18 protein-coding genes are annotated in these 22689 nt (G+C 69.0%); 6 read left to right on the plus strand and 12 right to left on the minus strand.

The genetic code is table 11. From position 1 onward, the window contains the following. The 9 genes from QWY80_RS09735 to QWY80_RS09775 form a co-directional block, all read right to left on the minus strand. The coding region (locus QWY80_RS09735; protein ID WP_290230828.1) for a LacI family DNA-binding transcriptional regulator at positions 1-1015 on the minus strand (1015 nt) is incomplete at its 3' end. Positions 1016-1114: 99 nt separating this feature from the next. Then, entirely contained in the window at positions 1115-2716 is a 1602-nt protein-coding gene (locus QWY80_RS09740) for an alpha-amylase family glycosyl hydrolase (RefSeq protein ID WP_290230829.1), read from the minus strand. 70 nt (positions 2717-2786) lie between these two features. Beyond that, on the minus strand, positions 2787-4073 hold the full coding sequence (locus tag QWY80_RS09745) for an ABC transporter substrate-binding protein (RefSeq protein WP_290230831.1): 1287 nt from the start codon (positions 4071-4073) through the stop codon (positions 2787-2789). 41 nt (positions 4074-4114) lie between these two features. Beyond that, positions 4115-5773 carry an alpha-amylase family glycosyl hydrolase gene (locus tag QWY80_RS09750; protein ID WP_290230833.1) on the minus strand — a complete coding sequence of 553 codons (1659 nt, stop codon included), beginning with the start codon at positions 5771-5773 and terminating at the stop codon, positions 4115-4117. Positions 5774-5806: 33 nt separating this feature from the next. Next, on the minus strand, positions 5807-6913 hold the full coding sequence (locus QWY80_RS09755) for an ABC transporter ATP-binding protein (protein ID WP_290230836.1): 1107 nt from the start codon (positions 6911-6913) through the stop codon (positions 5807-5809). 88 nt (positions 6914-7001) lie between these two features. After that, complete coding sequence (locus QWY80_RS09760; RefSeq protein ID WP_290231011.1) at positions 7002-8624, minus strand: alpha-glucosidase family protein; 1623 nt, start codon at positions 8622-8624, stop codon at positions 7002-7004. Between the two features lie 29 nt (positions 8625-8653). Then, a complete protein-coding gene (locus QWY80_RS09765; RefSeq protein ID WP_290230838.1) occupies positions 8654-9496 on the minus strand; it encodes a carbohydrate ABC transporter permease in 843 nt (280 codons plus the stop codon). Between the two features lies 1 nt (position 9497). Beyond that, positions 9498-10466 (minus strand): carbohydrate ABC transporter permease, encoded by a 969-nt coding sequence (locus QWY80_RS09770; protein WP_290230841.1) that lies wholly within the window; start codon positions 10464-10466, stop codon positions 9498-9500. Between the two features lie 14 nt (positions 10467-10480). Next, positions 10481-11752, minus strand: coding sequence for an ABC transporter substrate-binding protein (locus QWY80_RS09775; RefSeq protein WP_290230844.1), 1272 nt, complete (start codon positions 11750-11752; stop codon positions 10481-10483). Between the two features lie 323 nt (positions 11753-12075). On the opposite strand from QWY80_RS09775, the gene QWY80_RS09780 reads away from it, so the two are divergent. The 4 genes from QWY80_RS09780 to ugpC all read left to right on the plus strand — a co-directional run bounded on the left by QWY80_RS09780 (position 12076) and on the right by ugpC (position 19329). Beyond that, a complete protein-coding gene (locus tag QWY80_RS09780) occupies positions 12076-13566 on the plus strand; it encodes a carbohydrate porin (RefSeq protein WP_290230846.1) in 1491 nt (496 codons plus the stop codon). Between the two features lie 150 nt (positions 13567-13716). Continuing rightward, positions 13717-16416: an HTH-type transcriptional regulator MalT gene (gene malT / locus QWY80_RS09785; protein WP_290230849.1), complete on the plus strand. Its 2700-nt coding sequence runs from the start codon at positions 13717-13719 to the stop codon at positions 16414-16416. A 151-nt stretch (positions 16417-16567) separates the two neighbouring features. After that, entirely contained in the window at positions 16568-18226 is a 1659-nt protein-coding gene (locus QWY80_RS09790) for an alpha-amylase family glycosyl hydrolase (protein ID WP_290230851.1), read from the plus strand. Continuing rightward, complete coding sequence (gene ugpC, locus QWY80_RS09795) at positions 18214-19329, plus strand: sn-glycerol-3-phosphate ABC transporter ATP-binding protein UgpC (RefSeq protein ID WP_290230853.1); 1116 nt, start codon at positions 18214-18216, stop codon at positions 19327-19329. Before QWY80_RS09790 ends, ugpC begins: the two co-directional genes overlap by 13 nt. A gap of 37 nt (positions 19330-19366) precedes the next feature. Here the strand turns inward: ugpC and QWY80_RS09800 are convergent, their stop codons facing one another. Then, complete coding sequence (locus QWY80_RS09800) at positions 19367-20557, minus strand: MFS transporter (RefSeq protein WP_290230855.1); 1191 nt, start codon at positions 20555-20557, stop codon at positions 19367-19369. 118 nt (positions 20558-20675) lie between these two features. Here QWY80_RS09800 and QWY80_RS09805 point away from each other — a divergent pair, with 118 nt between their 5' ends. Then, entirely contained in the window at positions 20676-21017 is a 342-nt protein-coding gene (locus QWY80_RS09805) for a TraR/DksA family transcriptional regulator (RefSeq protein WP_290230857.1), read from the plus strand. Positions 21018-21094: 77 nt separating this feature from the next. Further along, positions 21095-21466, plus strand: a complete 372-nt coding sequence (locus QWY80_RS09810; RefSeq protein WP_290230859.1) for a RidA family protein — start codon at positions 21095-21097, stop codon at positions 21464-21466. A 170-nt stretch (positions 21467-21636) separates the two neighbouring features. Here the strand turns inward: QWY80_RS09810 and QWY80_RS09815 are convergent, their stop codons facing one another. Together QWY80_RS09815 and QWY80_RS09820 are read right to left on the minus strand one after the other, a co-directional pair. Further along, entirely contained in the window at positions 21637-22260 is a 624-nt protein-coding gene (locus QWY80_RS09815) for a 4'-phosphopantetheinyl transferase family protein (RefSeq protein WP_290230861.1), read from the minus strand. After that, positions 22241-22684 (minus strand): excinuclease ATPase subunit, encoded by a 444-nt coding sequence (locus QWY80_RS09820; protein ID WP_290230864.1) that lies wholly within the window; start codon positions 22682-22684, stop codon positions 22241-22243. The genes QWY80_RS09815 and QWY80_RS09820 overlap by 20 nt, the downstream gene beginning before the upstream one ends. Positions 22685-22689 lie beyond the last annotated feature (5 nt).

Raw genomic sequence — 22689 nt, forward strand, 5'->3', positions numbered from 1 at the left:
GGCTGTCGCCGGGGGGGCTGAGGCCGAGGATCATGCGGGCGGCGATGCGTCCCTTCTCGGTGCTGTCCTGGCGCACCGTGGTCAGCCTGGGGGCGCGGTACTGCCCCTCGGCGATGCCGTCGAAGCCGGTGATGCGCAGGTCCTCGGGGATGCGCAACCCACGCTCCTCGGCCAGGGTCACGGCGGTCAGGGCGATGCGGTCCGACATGCAGAGCAGCAGGTCGGGCCGCTCGTCCTCGGGCAGGTCGAGGATCTCCTCGATCACCGGGGCGCATACCTCGAAGGTGTTCTCCTCGATGTTCCACATCGGCACCGTGGCCGGGTCGATGCCGCGTTCCTCGAAGGCGCGGTAGAAGCCGGCGAGCCGCGAGCGCGTGATGGTTCGGTCGGCCGGCAGCAATTCCTGGCCCTCGCGGATGCGTGCGTTGCAGGGATGCTTGGTGAGCCGCAGGTTGATCACCGCCGGTCGCCTGGCCGGGGTCTGCAAGGCATGTCGGGCGATGGCGTAGCTGGCCGGTTCGTTATCCACATGCACCGTAGGATGGCCCTCGAGGTCGAAGTCCACTGCGACCAGGGGACGCTGGCCGGGCAATGGCAGGTCATCGAGCAGCATCAGGCTGGGCATCAGGCCATAGACGATGAAGCCGTCGGCGATGCTCGACGAGCCGGGCACCTGGGAGGCGTTCTGGCGTCCCGAGAGCAGCAGCAGGGTATGGCCGTGGGCGTCGAGTACCTCGGCGATGCCCGAGAGCAGCTCGCTGGCCACGGCATCGTTGATGCTGTAGGTCAGGCTCTCGGCAAGTACCACGGCGATGATCCGCGAGCGCCCGGTGCGCAGGCTGCGGGCCTTGGCGTCCGGGCCGCGGTAGCCCAGTCGCCGGGCCTCGCCGAGCACGCGCTCGCGCAGCTTGGGCGAGAGCTGGTCCGGGCGATTGAAGGCGTTGGACACGGTGGCCGTCGAGACGCCGAGTTCGCGGGCCAGGTCCTTCAGGGTGATGCGACGAGAGGGAGGCACGGGGCGACTCCGGTGGACTATAACGATTTAGTTAGCAGCCTAGCATAGCTCACTGGCCTCCCGGGTACCAGACCGCCGACCGGCGTTCCGGTGACCGTTTCAGAAGATGTTCAGCCAGGCCGCCTGGCCGGGCTCCATGAGCAGCTGTCGGCCTTCCAGCAGCGGCGTCGCCATGCCCGGCAGGGGCAGACTGGACCAGCCATCGGCACCGGGTACCAGGGTATCGAGGCCGATCTCCGCCCGTTCACTCGTCGCATGGCCGAGATGCGCCAGGCACAGCAGGCGCTTATCGCCGTCTTGGCGTAGCACGGCGAAGACGTCCTCGGGCAGCGCCTCGGGGGCGATCAGTAGCTGCTCGCCCTGGCGCAGGGTATCGCTGTCGGCGCGCAGCTTGAGCAACTGGCGTACCCGGTTGAGCAGGCTGTCGGGGTCGGTCTCCTGGCTGGCCACGGCCAGGGGACGATGCCGGGAATAAACCGGCAGCCAGGGGGCGACGCCCTCGGGGCAGAAGCCGCCGTTCGGTGCAGTCTCCCAGACCATCGGCGTGCGACAGCCGTCGCGACCCTTGACCTCCGGCCAGAGGTTGATGCCGAAGGGATCCTGGAGGTCCTCGTAGGCGAGCTCGGCCTCGGGCAGGCCCAGCTCCTCGCCCTGGTAGAGGCACAGGCTGCCGCGCAGCGAACAGAGCACGGTCAGCGCCAGCAGGGCGCGTGCCTCGCCCCAGCTGGTGGCGCTGCGCACGACGTCGTGGTTGGACAGCGCCCAACACGGCCAGGTGTCGTCGCCGATGGAGTCCAGCAGGTCGAAGGTGTAGGCCATATGCAGGCGCGACTCGCCGGCAGTATAGGCGGCCATGGTGGGTAGCTGGTCGTTGCCGGCGATCTCGCCCACCGTGGTGGCGCCCGGGTACTCGTCGAGCAGCGCGCGGATGCGCTCGAGGTAGGCGAGGTTCTCGGGCTGCTCGATGTTGTGGCGCTGGAGCTGATAGCTCTGGGGGTTGCCGGGCTGGACCCGCTCGCGGGGCATCGGCGGGTTGTCGGTCAAGGCCGGATCGTGGAAGTAGTAGTTGACCACGTCGAAGCGGAAGCCGTCGACGCCGAGCTCCAGCCAGAAGCGCAGGTTATCGAGCTGGGCCTGCTGCACCTCGGGATTATGGAAGTTGAGGTCCGGCTGGCTGGGCAGGAAGTTGTGCAGGTAGTACTGGCGGCGCCGGGCGTCGAAGGTCCAGGCACGGCCGCTGAAGGCGGCCATCCAGTTGTTGGGGGGCGTGCCGTCGGGTCGGGGATCGGCCCAGACGTACCAGTCGGCCTTCGGGTTGGTGCGGTCCCGTCGGCTCTCCTGGAACCAGGCATGCTGGTCGGAGCTGTGCGACAGCACCTGGTCGATGATCACGCGCAGCCCGAGCTCATGGGCGCGGTCGACCAGCGCGCGGAAGTCGTCGAGGGTGCCGAACATGGGGTCGACGTCGCAGTAGTCCGCCACGTCGTAGCCGAAGTCGTCCATGGGCGAGGTAAAGAAGGGCGACAGCCAGATGGCGTCGACGCCCAGGCTCGCCACATGGTCGAGCCTCTCGGTGATGCCCGCGAGGTCGCCGATGCCGTCGCCATTGGCGTCCATAAAGCTGCGCGGGTAGATCTGGTAGAGGGTGGCGCCGCGCCACCAGTCGTGCCGGTCGTGCGGGCGTTGTTGGGACAGGGTCATGGAAGCCTCGAGGTATCGTGGAGGGCCTGGCGGCCCTCCGTGAGTCAGGGTCTAGCGGAGTGGGGCTGGATCACCAGCGGCGGCTGAGGCGACGCAGCTCGCCCTCGAGCTGCTGCACGGCGGCGGCACCGTCCTGATTGCCGGAGAGCACCTCGTGCACGCGGTTGAAGAAGGCGTTGGTGACCCGCGGGTAGTCGGTCGCGGTGACCGTGGCGGGTCGCGGTACGCCATTGGTCAGGGTCGCGTAGAGATCGCTCATGGAGGGGTTGCTGGCCAGCACCTCCTCGTCCTCGTAGAGCGCCTCGATGGTGGGGTTCATGCCCATCTCGATGGCATGGGCCTTCTGCTGCTCGGGGGCGGTCAGGTAAGCGACCAGGTCCGCGGCGATCTCCGGGTGCTCGGAGTAGCGCGACACGGCCCAGTTCCAGCCGCCCAGGGTGGCCACCGATTCGCCCTCGGGACCGTGGGGCAGCGGGGCCATGCCGACCTTGCCGGCCACGTCGCTGTCCTCGCCGTTGGCCAGCGCCCAGACGTAGGGCCAGTTGCGCAGGAACAGCGCATTGCCGGACTGGAAGATGCCGCGGGTCTCCTCCTCGGTGTGGTTGAGGGTGCCCTCGGGGGAGATGTCGTCGATCCAGGAGGCAGCCAGGTCGAGCGCGGCGGCGGCGCGCGCGTTGTCGATGGTGACGTTGCCTGCGTCGTCGACGATGGTGCCACCGCCGTGGCTGGCCACCCACTCCAGCGCATTGGTGGTCAGCCCCTCGTAGGCGCGGCCCTGGAAGCTGAAGCCCCAGAAGTCGTCGTTGCCGGCCTCGCGCTCGGCGGCCTGGATGTCCGTGGCGATGTCGGTCAACTGCTGCCAGGTCTCGGGGACCTCATGGCCGTATTTTTCCAGCAGGTCCTTGCGGTAGTAGAGCAGACCGGCGTCGGTGAACCAGGGCATGGCCACCAGCTTGCCGTCGACGGTGTTGTTGTCGACCAGTGCCGGGAAGAATCCCTCGGTGGCGTCCTCGGGCAGGTACTCGGAGAGATCCACCAGGTGGTTGGCGAGCAGGCCCGGCCAGACGATGTCGATCATGATCACGTCGACGTCGCTGGACTGGCTGCCCAGCAGCTGCTGGTAGAGCGACAGCTTCTCGGTGGCGTCGTTGGGGGTGGAGACGATATCCACCTCGTGGCCGGTCTCCTCGGCCCAGCGCTCGGCGAGCACCGGGCAGTAGTCGGCCGCATCGCCGGGGCCGCAGGCGATGGTGATCTCCTCCGCCAGGGCATGCTGGGCAGCCAGGGTCGAGCCGCCGAGCAGCAGGCCGCCGAGCAGCAGGCGGCGTGCCGGAGTGATGCGAGAAATGGCAGTCATGGGCAGGGAACCTCGTGTTGTGGTTGTGGGATGGGGCCGGGTCAGGGCGACCAGGGACCGGCGTCGTCGACAAGGCCGGCGATGGCGATGCCGTGGGATGGAAGCGTGAGCCGGCCCGCGGCCCAGCGGCCGTTGACCAGCGCCGGGGCGTCGGGCAGTGCCTCGGCCTCGACAGGCGCCGGGAGTTCGCGAGGCGCATCGGCGAAGTTCAGGGCCACCAGCAGGCGCTGCCCGTGGTGGGTGCGTTCCAGGCAAAGCACCCGGTCGCGCACCGGATGGTAGTGGATCTCGCCCTTGATCAATGCCGGGTGGCGCCGACGGAAGGCCAGGAAGGCGCGATAGGCGTTGAGCAGCGACTCGGGGTCGGCCTCCTGCCGGTCGACGGCGAGGCCCCGATGCTCATCGGGCACCGGCAGCCAGGGCGTGGCGCTGGAGAAGCCGGCGTGCGCCTGGTTGCCGTGCCAGGGCATGGGCGTTCGGCAGCCGTCGCGGCCCTTGTAGCTGGGCCAGAAGGTGATGCCGGCCGGGTCGACCAGTTGCTCGAAGGAAAGCGATGCCTCGGTCAGCCCCAGCTCCTCGCCCTGGTAGAGGCAGACGCTGCCGCGTTGGGTGAGCAGGAAGGCCATATAGAGGCGCAGCTTGGCCATGTCGCCTGCGGCCTTCCAGCGCGTGGCGACACGGGTGATATCGTGATTGCCCACCGCCCAGCAGGGCCAGCCGTCGCCGATGCGCGCCTCCATTTCCGCCAGGGGCGCGAGCAGGTCCTTTGGCGCGGCGCGTTCGGTAAGCAGGTTGAAGGAGTAGCACATGTGCAGGCGCTTGCCGCCCCGGGTGTACGCGGCCATCACGCCCAGCGAGTCGTCGTCGCCCACCTCACCGATGCTGGTGGTGCCCGGGTACTCGTCGAGCAGGGCGCGCAGCCGCTCCAGGAAGGCCAGGTTCTCGGGCTGGGTCTTGTCGTGGATATGCCGTTGGAAGGCATAGGGGTTGTCGGGACGTACCCCGATGAAACCCTCTTGGATGTCTTCTCGCGGCGGATTGTCTTTCAACTCGCCGTGGGTGCAGAAGTTGACCGCATCCAGGCGGAAGCCGTCGACGCCGCGCTCCAGCCAGAAGCGCACCTCGCCGAGGATCGCCTCGACCACCTCGGGATTGCGGAAATTGAGATCCGGCTGGCTGGCCAGGAAGTTGTGCAGGTAGTACTGGCAGCGCCGGGTGTCCCACTGCCAGGCGGAGCCGCCGAAGATCGCCTGCCAGTTGGTGGGCGGCGCGCCGTCGGGTCGGGGGTCGGCCCAGACGTACCAGTCGGCGCGGGCGTTGTCGCGGCTGGCGCGGCTCTCCTGGAACCAGGGGTGCTGGTCCGATGAGTGCGAGAGCACCTGGTCGATGGTGACCCTGAGGCCCCGGGCGTGGGCCGCCTCCACCAGGCGGTCGAAGTCCTCCAGGGTGCCGAAGATCGGGTCGACGCCGCGGTAGTCGCTGACGTCGTAGCCGAAGTCCTTCATCGGTGAGGTGAAGAAGGGCGATAGCCAGATGGCGTCGACGTTCAGCGAGGCGATGTAGTCGAGGCGCTGGATCACGCCCTGGAGGTCGCCGATGCCGTCGCCGCCCGCGTCCTGGAAGCTGCGGGGGTAGATCTGGTAGATCACCGCCCCGCGCCACCAGTCCGGATCGCCATTCGAGAGCTGGGTATTGAGCATGTCGTTCTCCTGCTGGCGGGGCTCGCCACCGTCTCAGGCCACCGAGCGGGCCCGCTTGGCCACCAGGGCGCGGTTCTCGGCGTCGAACAGGTGCACGTGCTCGGGGTCGGGCACCAGGGCGACGCGTTCGCCGGTCTGCCAGCGGCTGGGGGCCTCGCTGCGGTGGATCAGCAGGGTGTCGCCCTCCTTGGGCTCGAGGTAGACGTAGACCTCGTTGCCCAGGTACTCGACGTTGACGATCTCGAAGGCGTTGTCGCCCGAGGCTGGCGCCAGGCCCAGGTGCTCGGGGCGCACGCCCAGGGTCAGGGCATCGCCGGCGTCGTGGCGGCCGGGCTCCTGGGGCAGGGGCAGTTCGCCGACTCCGTTCGCGCGCACCCGGCAGCCCTCGGCGGTGCCGGCCACCAGCTCCGCCGGCAGGAAGTTCATGGTGGGCGAGCCGATGAAGCCGGCGACGAACTTGGTGAGCGGGCGCTGGTAGAGCTCCTGGGGCGTGCCCACCTGCTCGACCCGGCCGGCGTTGAGCACCACGATCTTGTCGGCCAGCGTCATGGCCTCGACCTGGTCGTGGGTGACATAGACCATGGTGGAGCCCAGGCGGTGGTGCAGGCGGGCGATCTCGTTGCGCATCTGCACGCGCAGCGAGGCATCGAGGTTGGAGAGCGGCTCGTCGAACAGCAGGATGCGCGGCTCGCGGGCCATGGCGCGGCCCATGGCCACGCGCTGGCGCTGGCCGCCGGAGAGCGCCTTGGGCTTGCGGTGCAGCAGCTCCTCGAGCTGCAGGATGCGCGCCGTGGCCATCACCCGCTCCTCGATGGTCTCGTTGCTTTCCTTGGCGAGCTTGAGGCCGAAGGCCATGTTCTCGTAGACCGTCATGTGCGGGTAGAGGGCGTAGGACTGGAAGACCATGCCCACGCCGCGCTCGCGGGGCGGCAGCTCGTTGACCACCTGCTCGCCGATGGAGAGCTCGCCGTCGGTGATCGACTCCAGGCCGGCGATCAGCCGCAGCAGGGTCGACTTGCCGCAGCCGGAGGGGCCGACGAAGACCACGAACTCGCCGTTGCCGATGTCCAGGTCCACGTCCTTGATGATGTGGTCGTGGCCGAACACCTTGTTGATCTTGTCGAGGGTTACGCTTGCCATTGTCTTGACTCCTTGCCGGCTCCCGGTGCTGGGTTTCCTCGTCGGGGACCGGCGTGTTGTTGTGCCGTAGGCGAATGTCGGTGAAGTGTCAGCCCAGCCGATAGAAGGCCGCCTGGTAGGCCGGCAGGCGCAGGGTGTCGCCATCGCGCTCGTGGGTGAAGCAGTGACCGTCCAGGGTCCTGTCGACCGTCAGCGGCAGGCGGGTCTCCCGGGCCTCGCCGGTAAGGTTGAAGACGCAGAGGATCCTCTCGTCGGCCGTCTCGCGGACGAAGCCGAGAAGCTCCTCGCCGACGTCGACCAGGGTGAGGTCGCCATCGAACAGCGCCGGGTGGGCGTTGCGGAAGGCCAGCAGGCGGCGGGTGGCGTTGAGCACCGAGTCCGGGTCGTCCTGCTGTCGCGACACGGCCAGCGGTAGCTGGCGTGCCTCCAGCGGTAGCCAGGGCTCGACGTCCTCGGCGTTAAAGCCGCCATTCCCGGTATCCTCCCAGGGCATGGGGGTACGACAGCCGTCGCGGCCCTTGAACTCCGGCCACAGTACCTTGCCGTAGGGGTCCTGGAGGCGCTCGAAGGGTACGTCCGCCTCCGGCAGGCCCAACTCCTCGCCCTGGTAGAGGCAGACGCTGCCGCGCAGCGAGAAGAGCATGGCCAGGGCCACCTTGGGGTAGGCGAGGGGGTCCTCGTCTGCGCCCCAGCGGGTGGCGCTGCGCACCACATCATGGTTGGAGAGCGCCCAGCATGGCCAGGCGTCGCCGGCCAGGCGCTGGAAGCGCTCGATCACCTCGCGAATGTAGGCCGCCGAGTGGGGCGCGTTGAGCAGGTCGAAGGTGTAGGCCATGTGCAGCTTGTCGCCGCCGGCGGTGTACTCGGCCATGCGCTCGAGCGGCTCGTCGTCACCGATCTCGCCCACCGTGGTGGTGCCGGGGAACTCGTCCATCAGCGCGCGCAGGTCCTTGAGGAAGTCGAGGTTCTCCGGGCGGCTGATGTCGTGGACATGGCGCTGCCAGGTGTAGGGGTTGGCATCCGGCGCGCCCAGCGTCTTGGGACTGCCCGCCGGCACCGGCGGGTTGTCGGTGAGCTCGGCGTCGTGGAAGTAGAAGTTGACGGTGTCCAGGCGGAAGCCGTCGACGCCCAGCTCCAGCCAGAAGCGCATATTGTCCAGCTGGGCGGCGCGCACCTCCGGGTTATGGAAGTTGAGATCCGGCTGGCTGGTCAGGAAGTTGTGCAGGTAGTACTGGCGACGCCGCGAGTCGAAGGTCCAGGCCGGCCCGCCGAAGATCGACAGCCAGTTGTTGGGCGGCGTGCCGTCGGGCCTGGGGTCGGCCCAGACATACCAGTCGGCGCGGGCGTTGGTGCGATCGGCGCGGCTCTCCTGGAACCAGGGGTGCCGATCCGAGGAGTGGCTGATCACCTGGTCGATCATCACCTTGAGGCCCAGCGCGTGGGCGCGGGCCAGCAGCGCCTTGAAGTCGTCCAGGGTGCCGAACATCGGGTCGACGTCGCGGTAGTCGCTGACGTCGTAGCCGAAGTCGAGCATCGGCGAGGTGAAGAAGGGCGACAGCCAGATGCCGTCGACGCCCAGGCTCGCCACGTAGTCGAGCTTCTCGGTGATGCCGGCCAGGTCGCCGATCCCGTCGCCGTTGGCGTCCAGGAAGCTGCGCGGGTAGATCTGGTAGATGACGCCGCCGCGCCACCAGGTCAGGGTATCTTGCATCTGGATTTCCACGAATGACATGAGACGACTTATCCTTTCACTGCGCCGGCGGTAAGCCCCGAGACGATGCGCTTCTGGAAGATCATCACCAGCACCACCAGGGGCACGGTGACGGTCACCGAGGCGGCCATGATCGGCCCCCAGGGCAGCTCGTGCTGGCTGCCGCCGGAGATCAGGGCGATGGCCACCGGCACGGTGCGCTGGTCGTCGGAGAGGGTGAAGGTCAGGGCGAACAGGAACTCGTTCCAGGCGGCGATGAAGGCCAAAAGCCCAGTCGTCGCCATGGCCGGCCACATCAGTGGCAGGAACACCTTGGTGATGGTCACCCAGGGGGTGGCGCCGTCCATGATCGCCGCCTCCTCGAGCTCCTGGGGCAGCTGCTTCATGAAGGTGGTCAGCACCCAGACGGTGAAGGGCAGGGTGAAGATGGTGTAGCTGAGGATCAGGCCGGCGGGGTTGTTGTAGAGGCCGAGCCCGCGGATCACCTCGAACAGCCCGGAGAGCACCGCCACCTGAGGGAACATGGAGACGCCGAGGATCACCAGCATCACCGTGGTGCGGCCGCGGAAGCGCACCCGGCCCAGGGCGTAGGAGGCGGTGATGCCCAGCAGCAGGGCGATGGCCACCACGCTGATCGAGACCAGGATGGAGTTGAAGATGGCGCGCACGAAGCTGCCCTGGCTGAAGATCGCCACATAGTTGGAGAAGTCCAGCGAATCCAGCCAGTAGCTCACGCTGAACAGCTCGCTGGAGGGTTTCAGCGAGGTGATCACGGCGTAGTAGAAGGGGAAGATGGCGTAGATCAGCACCACGGCCACCAGGACCCAGAAGCCGATGCGGGTGGCGAGCTTGTTGAGTTGGCGTGAGGTCATGTCAGTCGCCTCCCAGTTGCAGTTGCTTGCGGCCAAGGTAGAGGTAGGCCACCGTGGCCAGCGCGATGATCAGGAACAGCAGGGTCGAGGCGGCGCTGCCGTAGCCCACGTCCTGGAACTCGACGAGCTGCTGGCGGGCGTAGATCGACATGGTCATGGTGCTGGAGGCGTTGGAGGTCAGCACGTAGATGACGTCGAACACCCTGAGGGCATCGAGCAGGCGGAAGATCACCGCCACCATCAGCGCCGGGGTGATCAGCGGCAGGGTCACCTTGAAGAACACCCTGACCGGGTGGATGCCGTCGACCTCGGCGGCCTCGTAGCAGTCCTTGGGCAGCATCTGCAGGGCGGCCAGGGCGAGCAGGGCGACGAAGGGAATGGTCTTCCAGACGTCGACCATGATCACCGCCCACATGGAGTAGGTGGCACTGGCGGTCCAGGCGATGGGCGAGTCGATGATGCCCAGCGTCATCAGCAGGTGGTTGATGATCCCGAACTGGTCGTTGAGCATCCAGGCCCACATCTTGGCCGAGACGATGGTGGGAATGGCCCAGGGGATCAGCACCGCGGCGCGCACCAGCATCCGGCCCCGGAACTCGGCGTTGAGGATCAGCGCGACGATGACGCCGAAGACCACCTCCAGCGACACCGACACCACGGCGAAGAACACCGTGTTCCACACCGAGCGCCACCACAGCGGGTCGGTGAGCAGGCCGTACCAGGCGCCATCGTCATAGACGAGATAGTTCTCCAGGCCGATGAAATTGGCCGCGCCGAGGGCCGATAGGGTGCCGTCGGTGAGGCTGAAGTAGAAGGTGCGCAGCAGCGGCCAGCCGGCCACCAGGGCCAGGGCGACGAGCATGGGGGCGAGGAAGGTCCAGGCGGCGCGCACCCGCTGCCGGCGGACCTTGGTGCCGCGATAGGGGCGCGCCCTCTCGGGCGCGCTGGGGGTCGTGGTGGTGGTGGTCATGTCGGGCTCCGGGGTCATTTCCAGCGACGCTCGAGGCGACGCAGCTGGCCTTCCAGCTGGGCCAGGGCGTCGGCGGCGGGCGTGTCGCCGGACAGCACGCCGTGGGTGGTGTCGAAGAAGGCGTTTGAGACGCGGCCGTAGCTCTCGCCGGTCACCGCCGAGGGACGCGCCACGGCGTTGGCGAAGGTGTCGTAGAGGGTGCCGAAGAAGGGCACAGCGGCGAGTACCTCCTCGTCCTCGTAGAGGCTCTCCAGGGTCGGGTTGTAGGAGCCCTCGATGGCGCGGCGTTTCTGCTCGGCCTCGCCGGTCAGGAAGGCCACCAGGTCGGCGGCCAGCTCGCGATTCTCGCTGTACTTGGAGACCGCCAGGTTCCAGCCGCCCAGGGTGGCCGCGCTCTCCCCATCCGGCCCATGGGGCAGCTTGACCACGCCCACCTGGTCGCGCACCTCGCTCTCCTCGCTCTGGGCCAGTGACCAGGCGTAGGGCCAGTTGCGCATGAACACGGCGTTGCCGCTCTGGAACAGGCCGCGGGCCTCCTCCTCGGTGTAGTTGAGCGCGCCCTCGGGGGTGATGTCGCCGATCCAGGTGGCGGCCAGGTCCAGGGCCGCGGCGGCCTGCTCGTTATTGATGGTGAGGTTGCCTTCGCCATCGACGATGGTGCCGCCGCCGTAGCTGGCCACCCACTCCAGGGCGTTGCAGGTCAGGCCCTCGTAGGCGCGGCCCTGGAACACATAGCCCCACATGCGGTCGTTGCCGGCCTCGCGCTCGGCGGCCTGGATCTCGCGGGCGATCTCGGTGAGCTCCTGCCAGGTCTCCGGCGGTTCATGGCCGTACTCCTCGAGGAGGTCCTTGCGGTAATAGAGCACGCCGGCGTCGGTGAACCAGGGCATGGCGACCAGGCGGCCGTCGACGGTGTTGTTCTCGACGATGGCCGAGAAGTGGCCCTCGGCGGCGTCCTCGCCCAGCGTCTCGTTGAGATCGAGCAGGTGGTTGGCCAGCAGGCCCGGCCACACCACGTCGATCTGCAGCACGTCGATGTCGCTGGAGTTGGCGGAGAGGATCTGCTGGTAGAGCGACAGGCGCTCGGTGGAGGAGTTGGGGGTGGAGACGATATCCACCTCGTGGCCGGTCTGCTCCTCCCACTGGGCGACGCCCTCCTCGCAGAGCGTCAGCTCGGCGCCCACGGCACCGCAGGAGATGGTCAGGTCGGCCGCCTGGGCCTGGCCGGTGCCGGAGAGGGCCGCGGTACCCAGGGCGATGGCGGTGATCAGTGGCTTCTTTGGCATGCTGGAGTTCCTCGTCGGCTTGTTGTTCTTTACAAGACTTAAACGATTAAGATCGTGGCCACAGTTAAGCCCATGGCCCTGGGTGTATCAACCTAGACTTTTGTCGAAGGCATCTGTAACGATTTAGACATTGGTCTAAATCTCCCCGGGGTGCATTGAGCCTCGAGGCTTAAACGATTAAGTTCAAAGCGATCGCCCGGGCCCACCCGGAATCCGTCAGGCAAGGGGCTCAAGCGTTATGGCTTCGACGGCAACCGGCCCGGGCGACCCGCGCCAAGTGAGGACACCACCAAGTGCCACAACAACAAGGGGATGAAAACGCCATGAACCGCGTCACCTTCAAGACACCGCTCGCCGTTGCCGTCGCCGCCGCCGGCCTCGCCTTGGCGGGTACCGCCAACGCCCAGTCCACTGACCTCGAGCAGCGCCTGGCCGAGCTGGAGGCGCGCATCGTCGCCGCCGAGCAGCGCGCCGATGCCGCCGAGCAGCGCGCGGAGCTGGCCGAGGCCCAGGCCGAGGAGCGCCTCTCCAGCGAGGAGGTCGAGGAGCGCCTGGCCAAGGTCGAGCGCCAGGCCAGCGGCGACGAGGGCTTCTCGTTCGGTGCCTATGCCCGCTCCGGCCTGCTGATCGGCGAGGACGGCAAGAGCGCACCCGGTGGGCCGGGCGTGACGCCGGCCGGTCCGCTGGGGGGCAACGTCGGCCGGCTGGGCAACGAGCCGGATACCTATGCCGAGGCCAAGCTCAACTATCGGATGCGCTTCGACAACGGTGCCAAGGCCGACTACCGCATGATGGTCGCGGATGGGGTGACCACCAGCAACGACTGGACCGCCGATGAAACGAACCTCAACGTGCGCAATGTCTACGCCGAGTTCAGCGACCTGCCGAGCTTCACCGGCGCCTTCGAGGACGCCTCGATCTGGGCCGGCAAGCGCTTCGACCGCGACAACTTCGATATCCACTGGATGGATACCGACTTCGTCTTCCTGGCCGGTACCGGCGCCGGTATCTACGATGTCCAACTGGCCGATAACTGGAAGTCCAACTTCTCCCTCTATGGGCGTAGCTACAGCGAGTTCCCCACCGAGGAGTCGGATATCACCGGCGACACCGACAACCTGACGCTGACCGCCAACAACTACTTCGGCAACTGGCAGTGGATGGTCAGCGGGCTCTCCGCCGCCGACAACGAGGAGCGCGACATCGGGGCCGGCCAGGACGCCGCCGACAGCGGCTTCCACACCATGCTGGCCTACCACGGCGACAGCTTCTTCGGCCTGGGCGAGGGCAACTTCAAGGCCGCGGTGATGCATGGCCAGGGCCTGGGGGCCGAGGTGAAGGTGATCGGCGGCAATGGCTCCCTGACCGACGAGGCCACCGCGACCCGGGTCGGCCTCTACGGCACCACCTATCTGGCGCCGAGCTGGCGCGTGGCGCCGGCCATCCTCGCCGAGACCAGCGAGGATCGCCTCGTCGAGGGCGACCGATTCGACTGGGCGACCCTCAATGTGCGCTTGGCCAACGAGCTGACCGAGAACTTCGAGATGCAGTACGAAGGCACCTACCAGTACATGGACCTCGATCAGGGGGCCGGCGGCAACAGCGCCAAGGGCGATTACACCAAGTTCACCATCGCCCCGACCTTCAAGCCCGAGGTGGGCGGTTTCTGGAAGCGCCCGGAGATCCGCCTGTTCGCCTCCTGGAGCGACTGGGACGACGAGCTCAACGACTACAGCGCCGACGACGCCTTCGGCAGCGAAGGCTTCACCGGCAGCCAGTGGACCTTCGGCGTCCAGACCGAAATCTGGTTCTGAGCCACCCGGCGCCGGCCCGGCCGGCGCCACCGTTCCCTGGCTGGCACCTGCTTTTCGATGCTTGCCCGTGGCCCCGCGCTACGGGCTTTTTGCCGATGGTGCCTCGCCCGGGCGTGCGCCATGCTGAACCGACGACGAGGGGAAGCCGAGATGCCATTGATTCCTGCCAAGCTCGCCGGGCCTTGCCTGCCCCTGACGCTGGTGGCCCGTCCGCGCCTGAACGATCGCTTCGCACTGGAGGAGCGGGTGCGCCTGCTGGTCGTCCAGGCACCGCCCGGCTACGGCAAGACCACCCTGGTGGCCGAGCGGCTGCCGGCCCTCGAGCAGCGCGCCGCCTGGCTGCGACTGGATACCCGCGACGACGAACCGCGACGCTTCGCCGCCTATTTCGGTGCCATGCTCGGCGAGCTGTGCGGCCGCGAGCTGCCCGACGCCGGCGACGCGGCCCCGCTGGCCGACCGGATGGAGGCCTGGCTCGCCGCGCTGCCGGCCGAGGCCGAGCCCGCGCGGCTGGTGCTCGACGACTTCGAGCACCTCGCTGACCCCGAGATCCTCGCGGGCCTGATCGCCTGGCTGCGCCACCAGCCGCCCTGGCTGACCCTGACGGTGATCTCGCGGACCCGCCCGGCACTCGGGCTGCCGGCCCTGCGCCTGCGCGGCGAGCTGGAGGAGATCGGTGCCACCGAGCTGGCCTTCGACCTCGAGGAGGCCCAGACCCTGTGCGCCGAGCAGCTCAGCTTCCCGCCGGCGCGGGTCAGCCTGGAGCGCGCCCTGCGGCGCACCGGCGGCTGGGTCATGGCGCTGGACTGGCTGATCGCCCGTACCACCACCCGAGCGGGCTTCGACACCCTGGTGGACCGCCTGCGCGGCGAGCACCCCGACTTCGTGGCCTGGTTCGACGACCTGCTCGCCGCCGGCCTGCCCGTGGAGGAGCGGCGCTGGCTGCTGCAGCTGGGCGTGCTGGAGCGCTTCTCGCCGCCCCTGGTGGCCAGGCTGCTGGACGAGGGCTGGAGCGCCCAACGCCTCGAGGCCCTGGAGTCCGCAGGCCTGTTCGTGGAGCGCCTCGATCCCCACGACCAGTGGTACGGCTTCCATCCGCTGTTCGCCCAGTATCTAGGCTATCGGCGTCGCTCGCTCAGTCCGGCCAGCCAGCGGGGCCTGCACCGCCGGGCCGGCGAGGCCTGGCTGGCGCTGGGCGAGCCGGCCCTGGCCCTGGCCCAGGTGATCGAGGCCGCGGATCACGCGGCCCTGGCCGACCTGCTGGAGGCCCAGGGGCCCCAACTGCTGGCCAATGGCCACTTCGCGTTGCTGGCGCGGGCCCTGGCGGCGCTGGGCGACACGCGGCTGGTGGCCTCGCCGCGGCTGACCCTGCTGCTGGGCTGGGTCTCCCATGCCCAGTACCAATTCACGCGGACCCGCCAGGCCATCGACTGGATCGAGGCCCAGCTCGATGAGCCGGAGTGGCAGGCCCTGGCCGCCGAGTTCGCCACCCTGCGCGCCCAACTGGCCATCAACCAAGGCGATGCCGAGCGCGCCGCGCCCCTGGCCGAGCGGGCCCTGACCCTGCCGGCTCACTACCTGGACGCCACTCCGGTGTCGGCGGCGGCGATACTGGCCGAGTCGCGCTTCGTGCAGGGGCATCTCGACGAGTCCCTGCAGCGCATCGCCGGCGTGGAGCGCGAGGCGCAACGCCTGGGCGACGACCAGTTGATGCTGTGGGCGCTGTGCCACCAGTCGGAGACCCTGGTCGCCCAGGGGCGTCTGCAGGCCGCCTTCGACGTCCAGGAGCGCGCACTCGCCCACGTGGAGCGCAGCGGCCTGGACCGGCTGCCGGTCGCGGAATTCCTCTACCGCATCCGCAGCCAGCTGCTCTGGGAGTGGCAGCGCCTGGACGAGTCCGAGCAGGCGGCCCTGACGGGGATCGCGGTACTCGACAATCAGGGCGAGCGCTGGACCCTGCAGTGCCATATCGGCCTGGCCAAGGTGGCGCTGTCGCGGGGCGACCAGGCCCAGTGCGCCGACCATGTGCGCCGCCTGCGCAAGATACTGGCCGAGGGCGACTACCATATCGACTGGCAGGCCAACGCCCACGCCACCCTGCTGGCCTGGTGGCAGGCCAACGGCGATCTCGATGCCGTGGCGCGCTGGTTCCAGGAGGCGCCGCCCGGTGAGCCGGCGACGGCGACCAACCACTTCGCCCAGTGCAACCTGCGCAACCACGCCCGCGCCCTGACCCTGCTGGGGCGCTTCGACGAGGCCGAGGCGCGGCTCCACGGCCTCGAGGAGCAGACCGCGCGGCTCGGCCTGGTCACCGACGCCAACCGCAACCGGCTGTGCCTGGCCGACCTGGCGTGGCGCCGCGGCGACAGCGAGGCGGCCCTGGCGCATCTCCACGAGGCGCTGCGCCTGGCGACCCGCACCGCCCTGGCTGGCAGCTTCCTGCGCCTGGGTGCGGCGCTTGCCGAGATGCTGCCCCGGCTGCTCGAGCGTGACGACCTCGACGCCCTGTGCCGCCGGCATGCCGAGCGGTTGCTCGACCTGGCCAGGCGCCGACGCGACTTCACCAGTGCGGTGCGTCTGATGCTCGACGACTCGGTGATCGAGGCGATCGTCTCGCGGCCCGACGTCCCCGAGCTGATCCGTGTCTCGCCGCTGACCCGCCGCGAGTGGCAGATCCTCGGGCTGATCCACGCCGGGCTCTCCAACGAGCAGATCGCCGAGCAGCTCGCGGTGGCCCCGACCACCGTCAAGACGCATATCCGCAGCCTCTACCAGAAGCAGGGCATCCGCCGCCGCGAGGAGGCGGTGGCCCTGGCCGCCGACCTGCTCGCCCATATCCAGGGGGAGTAGGGCGCTGGCGGCGTTCTCCTCCCCCCCGCTACGCCGGGTCCTCCGCCCCCGGGAGGATGTCCTCCTCCCCGGCCCTCTGCACCATGAGCCTGACGCCTTTCCGGGGCCGGTCCGCCCGGCCCGTTGATTTCGCACCAAGAGGACAGCAGACATGACACAGATCGTGGGCCGGCAGGGCGCCGACTGGTGGCGCGGCGCGGTGATCTACCAGATCTATCCGCGCAGCTTCCAGGACGCGGGCGGCGACGGCATCGGCGACCTCCAGGGCGTGATCGAGCGCCTCGACTACATCGCCTCGCTGAACGTCGACGCCATCTGGCTATCGCCCTTCTTCACCTCGCCGATGAAGGACTTCGGCTACGACGTCAGCGACTACCGCGGCGTCGACCCGATGTTCGGCACCCTGGAGGACTTCGACCGCCTGGTGGAGGCGGCCCACGCCCGGGGCCTCAGGGTCACCATCGACCAGGTGCTCTCGCACTCATCGGACCAGCACCCCTGGTTCCAGGAGAGCCGCGCCAGCCGCGACAACGCCCGCGCCGACTGGTACGTCTGGGCCGACCCCCGACCCGACGGCGCGCCGCCCACCAACTGGCAGGCGATCTTCGGCGGCTCCGCCTGGCAGTGGGACACCCGGCGCTGCCAGTACTACCTGCACAACTTCCTGGCCAGCCAGCCGGATCTCAATTTCCGCAATCCCGAGGTGGTCGAGGCGATCCTCGGCGAGGTGCGCTTCTGGCTGGAGCGCGGCGTCGACGGCTTCCGCCTCGATGCGGTCAACTTCTGCACCCACGGCGAGCTCAAGGACAACCCGCCCCGGGAGGAAATCGTCGAGGGCTTCATCGGGGTACGTCCCGACAACCCCTATGCCTTCCAACGGCATATCCACGACAAGACCCAGCCCGAGAACCTGGCCTTCCTGGAACGGCTGCGCGCCCTGCTCGACGAGTATCCCGGTACCACCAGCGTCGGCGAGGTGGGCGACGACGACTCGCTGGGCGTGATGGCCGAGTACACCCGGGGCGGCAAGCGCCTGCACATGTGCTACTCCTTCAACCTGCTCACCGAGCAGGCCGATCCGGACTATCTGCACGCCACCCTCACCGAGATGGAGGCGCGCATCGGCGACGGCTGGCCCTGCTGGGCGCTGGGCAACCACGACGTGACCCGCCTGGCGACCCGTTGGGACGCCGAGGGCCACGCCGAGAAGCTGCGCCTCTATATGGCCTTCCTGTTCACCCAGCGCGGCAGCGTCTGCCTCTATCAGGGCGAGGAGTTGGGCCTGACCGAGGCATCGCTTTCCTTCGAGCAACTGGTGGACCCGGCCGGCATCACCTTCTGGCCCAGCTACAAGGGCCGCGACGGCTGCCGCACCCCCCAGCCCTGGGTCGCCGAGGCCCCGCACGGCGGCTTCTCCACGGCAGCGCCCTGGCTGCCGGTGCCCGACGCCCACCGGGGCCTCGCCGTCGACCGGCAGGACGCCGACCCCGAGTCGCTGCTCAACGCCTATCGCGCCTTCCTGGCCTTTCGCCGCGGGCTGCCGGCGCTGGTCAAGGGCGAGATCCACTACCATGCGGTGCGCGACCGGGTGCTCTGCCTGGAGCGCAGCCACGGCGGGCAGCGCCTGCTGGTGGCCCTGAACTTCGCCGATGCGCCTCGCGAACTCCCGGCGCCCGTCGAGGCCGAGGCACTGCCCGACGCCCCGGCGCTGGTCAACGGCCGCTGGGCCGCGGGCCGGCTCGCACTTCCCCCCCACGGCATCGCCATCGCGCGCTGCCCCGCACAGGAGGACCTCTCATGGGACGTCTGACACTGGAAGGAATCGGCAAGGACTACGATGGCGTGGAGATCTCCCGCGACATCGACCTGACCATCGAGGACGGCGAGTTCGTGGTCTTCGTCGGGCCCTCGGGCTGCGGCAAGTCGACCCTGCTGCGGATGGTCGCCGGCCTCGAGGACATCACCCGCGGCGAGATGTGCCTGAACGGCGAGCGGATCAACGAGATCCCTCCCCAGGAGCGCGACATCGGCATGGTCTTCCAGTCCTACGCGCTCTACCCCCACATGACGGTGGCCGAGAACATGGCCTTCGGCCTCAAGCTGGCGCGGGCCGACAAGGACGAGATTCGCCGCCGCGTGGAGCAGGCCGCCGCCATGCTGCACCTCACCGAGCTGCTCGAACGCCGGCCCAAGGACCTCTCCGGCGGCCAGCGCCAGCGGGTGGCCATCGGCCGTACCCTGGTCAAGCAGCCGGCGGTGTTCCTGTTCGACGAGCCGCTCTCCAACCTGGATGCGGCGCTCAGGGTCGATATGCGAGTGCAGATCGCCGAACTGCACAAGCGGCTGCGCGCCACCATGATCTACGTCACCCACGACCAGGTGGAGGCGATGACCCTGGCCGACCGCATCGTGCTGCTCGCGGGCGGTGGCATCGCCCAGGTCGGCGCGCCGCTGTCGCTCTACCACTTCCCCAGGAGCCTGGAGGTGGCCGAATTCATCGGCTCGCCGCGCATCAATACCCTGCCGGTGGAGGTGGTCGACCCCGGCCGCCGCCACACCGCGGTGCGGCTGCCCGGCGGCGAGCTGCTGCGGGTGGCGGTGGACGGCTCGCGGCTGGCCGCCGGCGAGCGCGCCACCCTGGGGGTCCGCGCCGAGGACTTCGTTGCCGCCGACCAGGCCGAGGCGAGCCTGCCGGCGACGCTGATGGTGGCCGAGAAGCTCGGCTACGAGACCCTGGCCCACCTGCAGGTGGCGGGCGTGGAGGCCACCCTCACCCGGCGCCTGGACGGCCTGGTCCACCTGGAGGAGCACCAGGCGATGACCCTGGGGCTGGCCGGGGACCACTGCCACCTGTTCGGCGCCGACGGCCGAGCCTGTGAGCGCCAGGTGGCGATCCCCGGCGTTAGCCATTGAGTCAGACGACGAGATAGCCCCTTGGATGCGGCTCGGCTTAGCGGGCCGCCTTGAGCTCCCTCAGCACCCCCTGGGCCAGACACCAGCCGGCTACCAGGAAGGCCAGCATGCCGGCGAGGATGGCGCCGAAGGGCGCCCCCAAGTCGATGGCAATGCCCAGCACCGCCGGAGCCAGTCCGGTGGAGAAGACCATGCAGGCGCTCAGGGTGGCGCGTACCGTGCCCAGGTGCTCGGCACCCCAACTGCGCACTAGCACGCTGGTGGCGATGGGCTCCTGGGCGCCCATGGCCAGCCCGCCGCCGACCATCAGCGCCCAGACGCCGAGGTCGCCACCCACGGCCATGGCGACCACCAGGGCCAGGGCGAAGGGCAGCAGGTAGAGGCGCGCCAGGCGCACCGGGCCGAGCCTGTCCACCCAGCGGCCGCCGAGCAGGGCGCCGGGCATCTTGGCGAGGCCCATGCCGGTGAGCGCCAGGGCATAGACGCCGAGGCTCGACCCCAGGTCCTCGGTCATCACCGCCTGGTAGATGAACAGCCCGGTCATGGTCACCGGCAGGATCATCAGCAGCGGCAGCAGCTTCCAGAAGCGCGCCTCGCGGAAGGGGCGCGGGCCGTCGCGGCGCTGGCCCCTGGCCGGGCGCTGCCCCGGGGCCCTGGGCCAGGGGGCGCGCAGCAGCAGTGTGCCCCAAGCGAGCCCCAGCACCAGCACGAAGAGCCCCCACAGCTCCCGCCAGCCCAGCCACACCAGTAGTGCCGCCACCAGCGGGGGGAGTGCCGTCTCCCCGACCATCAAACCTATGCCCGTCAATCCCAGGGCCCGGCCGCGGAGGTCGGTGAATTCCCGGCCGGCCAGGGTGTTGCCCAGGTGGGGCATCATGCCCTGGCCGCAGAAGCGTACCAGGCCCAGGCCCAGCAGCCCCAGGCCCCACCAGGGGGACAGGGTTAGCAGCAGCACCCCGCCGAGCAGGCCACTCAGCACCAGCAGGGCGAAGCGCCGTGGCGGGATCCAGTCGATGCTCGGGCCCAGGCGCAGCACGGCGAAGCCGGCGATCAGGGTGACCACGGCATAGGCGGTGCCGAACTGCCCGGCGGAGAGCCCCAGGTGCTCGCTGATCGGCGCCTGGAAGAGGCCGATGAAGAAGCTCTGGCCCAGGCTCGAGGAGAACATCGCCAGGAAGGCGATGCCGATCAGGCCGCGGTGGTCTCTCAACAGGATGCGATAGCTCATGGGCCCTCCCTGGCCGTGACGGGTGATGGGGGGAAGCAAGGGTGGCATCATGCCCAGGAAGCGACATGATACCAGCCCGGGGAGGCGGGCGGCGGCCCGACCCCGAAGAGGAGGCCATATGAACCATCCCGAACTGGACATGGGCGAGGTACGCGAGCGCCTGGCGGCTCTGCGTGCCAGACTCGAGGAGGAGAGCGCCTCCAGCAGCGACGCCCGCGACACCGTGATGCTCGACCAGACATCGGTGGGGCGCCTCTCGCGCATGGACGCCCTGCAGGGCCAGGCCATGGCCAAGGCCGAGGAGCAGCGCCGCCAGCTGGCGCTCAAGCGCATCACCGCTGCCCTGACGCGCATCGAACGCGGCGAGTATGGCGAGTGTATCGAATGCGGGGAATGGATCGGCAGGGCGCGCCTCGAATGGGACCCCCTGGTGTTGAAGTGTATCGACTGCGCCGAGTGATTCGGTGATACTCACTGGCCTTCTGGCAAATAGCCAGTGATTCTTTCCTGGCGATGGTAAACGAGGAGACCGAGCCCATGACCATCATTCGGCATGACACCAAGGCGCGCATGAGCCGCGCCGTGATCCACGACGGCGTGGCCTACCTGTGTGGCCAGGTGGCGGGCCCCGAGGCGCGTCACGGCGATATCGCCGAGCAGACGAAGAGCATGCTGGCGCGCCTCGACGCCCTGCTCACCGAGATCGGCTCGAGCCGCGAGCACCTGCTCACGGCCACCCTCTACCTCAAGGACGGCCATGACTTCGCCGCCATGAACGAGGTGTGGGACGCCTGGGTGCCCACCGGCCACGCCCCGGCGCGCACCTGCGTCTGCGCGCCGATGCCCGCCGACGAACTCAAGGTGGAGATTACCGTCACCGCCGTGGTGATCGGCGAATACAGCTACTAACCGGCTGCCGGGAGTTGCCTTCTCACGGCCGCAGGCGTCGCGAGAGGGCGCCCGCGGCGCTGTTCAGGGCCGCGGTGACCAGCAGCAGGAAGAAGGCCACGTTAAACCTCCTCCTGTGGGAATGGTAAGGGAAGGCATTGTCGTGGCTGACCGGGGCTCCAGCTACGGGGTCAGACGAGGGACGCAGGCGTCAGGGGCGCCGGCATCAGCGCCGGGGGAGCGACGATCCGCAGCTCCGGTGCATAGGCGCAGAGGCTCAGGGTCCAGGCGTTGTCCTGCCAGCGCCAGGCGCGGGGCCCCTTCGCCGCGGTCAGGGTTTCCAGGCGGGTGGCGAACAGCGTTGCCGGCGGACGACCGCTCAGGCTCTCTAGCTTGAACAGCGCCTCGTGGAGGGTCCAGGCCCGGTAGAAGGCTGTCAGGGGCGCCTCGGCCTCGAGGATGCGACGGCGTATCCAGGCCTCGGGCAGGTAATCGACCCGAGCCGCCAGACCCCGCCGATGCCGGGGCCTGGCATGTTCCAGGTCGAGGCCCAACGGGCAGTCGGCCAGGGCCGCGACCACCCGGCCATCACGATGGCTCAGGCTGGCGTGCAGCCCGGGCGGCATGCCCGGATGACGCGGCGGACCGGCGCCTCTGGGGGACCAGCCCGCCACGGGGCAGTTCAGCCCGTGCTCGGCGGCCAGCTCGCTCAGCAGCTCCCGGCCGCGGCGGGACTGGCTGGCGCCGTCGCGGCTTGCCCACCCCTCGCGCAGCGCCAGGCAGGGCGGGGCCTCGTCAGCGCAGGGTGACGACATCGCCGCGCAGCGCGACGCCGGCCATCAGCATGCCGGCATGGCACTCGTACTCGTCGCGGGAAACCATGGGTTCGCGCTTGTAGAAGCTCTCGATATTGATCACCGCGTTGCCGCCCTCGGCCTGGACGCGCTCCTGAAGGCTGAGCAGCGCCGACAGCATGACCCAGCGACAGGCTTCCTCGTCGCTCTTGTTGAAGGCGTTGGTCTTCTTGTTGGTGACGAAGTTGCCGTGACGCTCGGCGACGGTGCCTGGGGGGGTATCGGCGAACACGAAACGGATGTTCGGGTCCAGCTTCTCTCGGGCCTCCGGCGTGTTCATGGCCTCCTCGATGGGCAGCAGATGACGGGTATCGCGGGCCTGGGCCGAGGTCGCCAGGGCCAGGCCGGCCACCAGGGCCGTGATCGAGAGCAGTCCTTTCTTCATGGTGG

Origin of the sequence: Halomonas ramblicola (genome assembly GCF_030409215.1) — a bacterium.
Classification (GTDB): Bacteria; Pseudomonadota; Gammaproteobacteria; order Pseudomonadales; family Halomonadaceae; genus Halomonas; species Halomonas ramblicola.

What these genes read in the sequence shown, in the direction of transcription:
- QWY80_RS09740 (WP_290230829.1), bottom strand. Translation starts at nt 2,716, where the DNA reads ATGACCCTGTCCCAACAACGCCCGCACGACCGGCACGACTGGTGGCGC.
- QWY80_RS09745 (WP_290230831.1), bottom strand. Translation starts at nt 4,073, where the DNA reads ATGACTGCCATTTCTCGCATCACTCCGGCACGCCGCCTGCTGCTCGGC.
- QWY80_RS09750 (WP_290230833.1), bottom strand. Translation starts at nt 5,773, where the DNA reads ATGCTCAATACCCAGCTCTCGAATGGCGATCCGGACTGGTGGCGCGGG.
- QWY80_RS09755 (WP_290230836.1), bottom strand. Translation starts at nt 6,913, where the DNA reads ATGGCAAGCGTAACCCTCGACAAGATCAACAAGGTGTTCGGCCACGAC.
- QWY80_RS09760 (WP_290231011.1), bottom strand. Translation starts at nt 8,624, where the DNA reads ATGCAAGATACCCTGACCTGGTGGCGCGGCGGCGTCATCTACCAGATC.
- QWY80_RS09765 (WP_290230838.1), bottom strand. Translation starts at nt 9,496, where the DNA reads ATGACCTCACGCCAACTCAACAAGCTCGCCACCCGCATCGGCTTCTGG.
- QWY80_RS09770 (WP_290230841.1), bottom strand. Translation starts at nt 10,466, where the DNA reads ATGACCACCACCACCACGACCCCCAGCGCGCCCGAGAGGGCGCGCCCC.
- QWY80_RS09775 (WP_290230844.1), bottom strand. Translation starts at nt 11,752, where the DNA reads ATGCCAAAGAAGCCACTGATCACCGCCATCGCCCTGGGTACCGCGGCC.
- QWY80_RS09780 (WP_290230846.1), top strand. Translation starts at nt 12,076, where the DNA reads ATGAACCGCGTCACCTTCAAGACACCGCTCGCCGTTGCCGTCGCCGCC.
- malT (WP_290230849.1), top strand. Translation starts at nt 13,717, where the DNA reads ATGCCATTGATTCCTGCCAAGCTCGCCGGGCCTTGCCTGCCCCTGACG.
- QWY80_RS09790 (WP_290230851.1), top strand. Translation starts at nt 16,568, where the DNA reads ATGACACAGATCGTGGGCCGGCAGGGCGCCGACTGGTGGCGCGGCGCG.
- ugpC (WP_290230853.1), top strand. Translation starts at nt 18,214, where the DNA reads ATGGGACGTCTGACACTGGAAGGAATCGGCAAGGACTACGATGGCGTG.
- QWY80_RS09800 (WP_290230855.1), bottom strand. Translation starts at nt 20,557, where the DNA reads ATGAGCTATCGCATCCTGTTGAGAGACCACCGCGGCCTGATCGGCATC.
- QWY80_RS09805 (WP_290230857.1), top strand. Translation starts at nt 20,676, where the DNA reads ATGAACCATCCCGAACTGGACATGGGCGAGGTACGCGAGCGCCTGGCG.
- QWY80_RS09810 (WP_290230859.1), top strand. Translation starts at nt 21,095, where the DNA reads ATGACCATCATTCGGCATGACACCAAGGCGCGCATGAGCCGCGCCGTG.
- QWY80_RS09815 (WP_290230861.1), bottom strand. Translation starts at nt 22,260, where the DNA reads ATGTCGTCACCCTGCGCTGACGAGGCCCCGCCCTGCCTGGCGCTGCGC.
- QWY80_RS09820 (WP_290230864.1), bottom strand. Translation starts at nt 22,684, where the DNA reads ATGAAGAAAGGACTGCTCTCGATCACGGCCCTGGTGGCCGGCCTGGCC.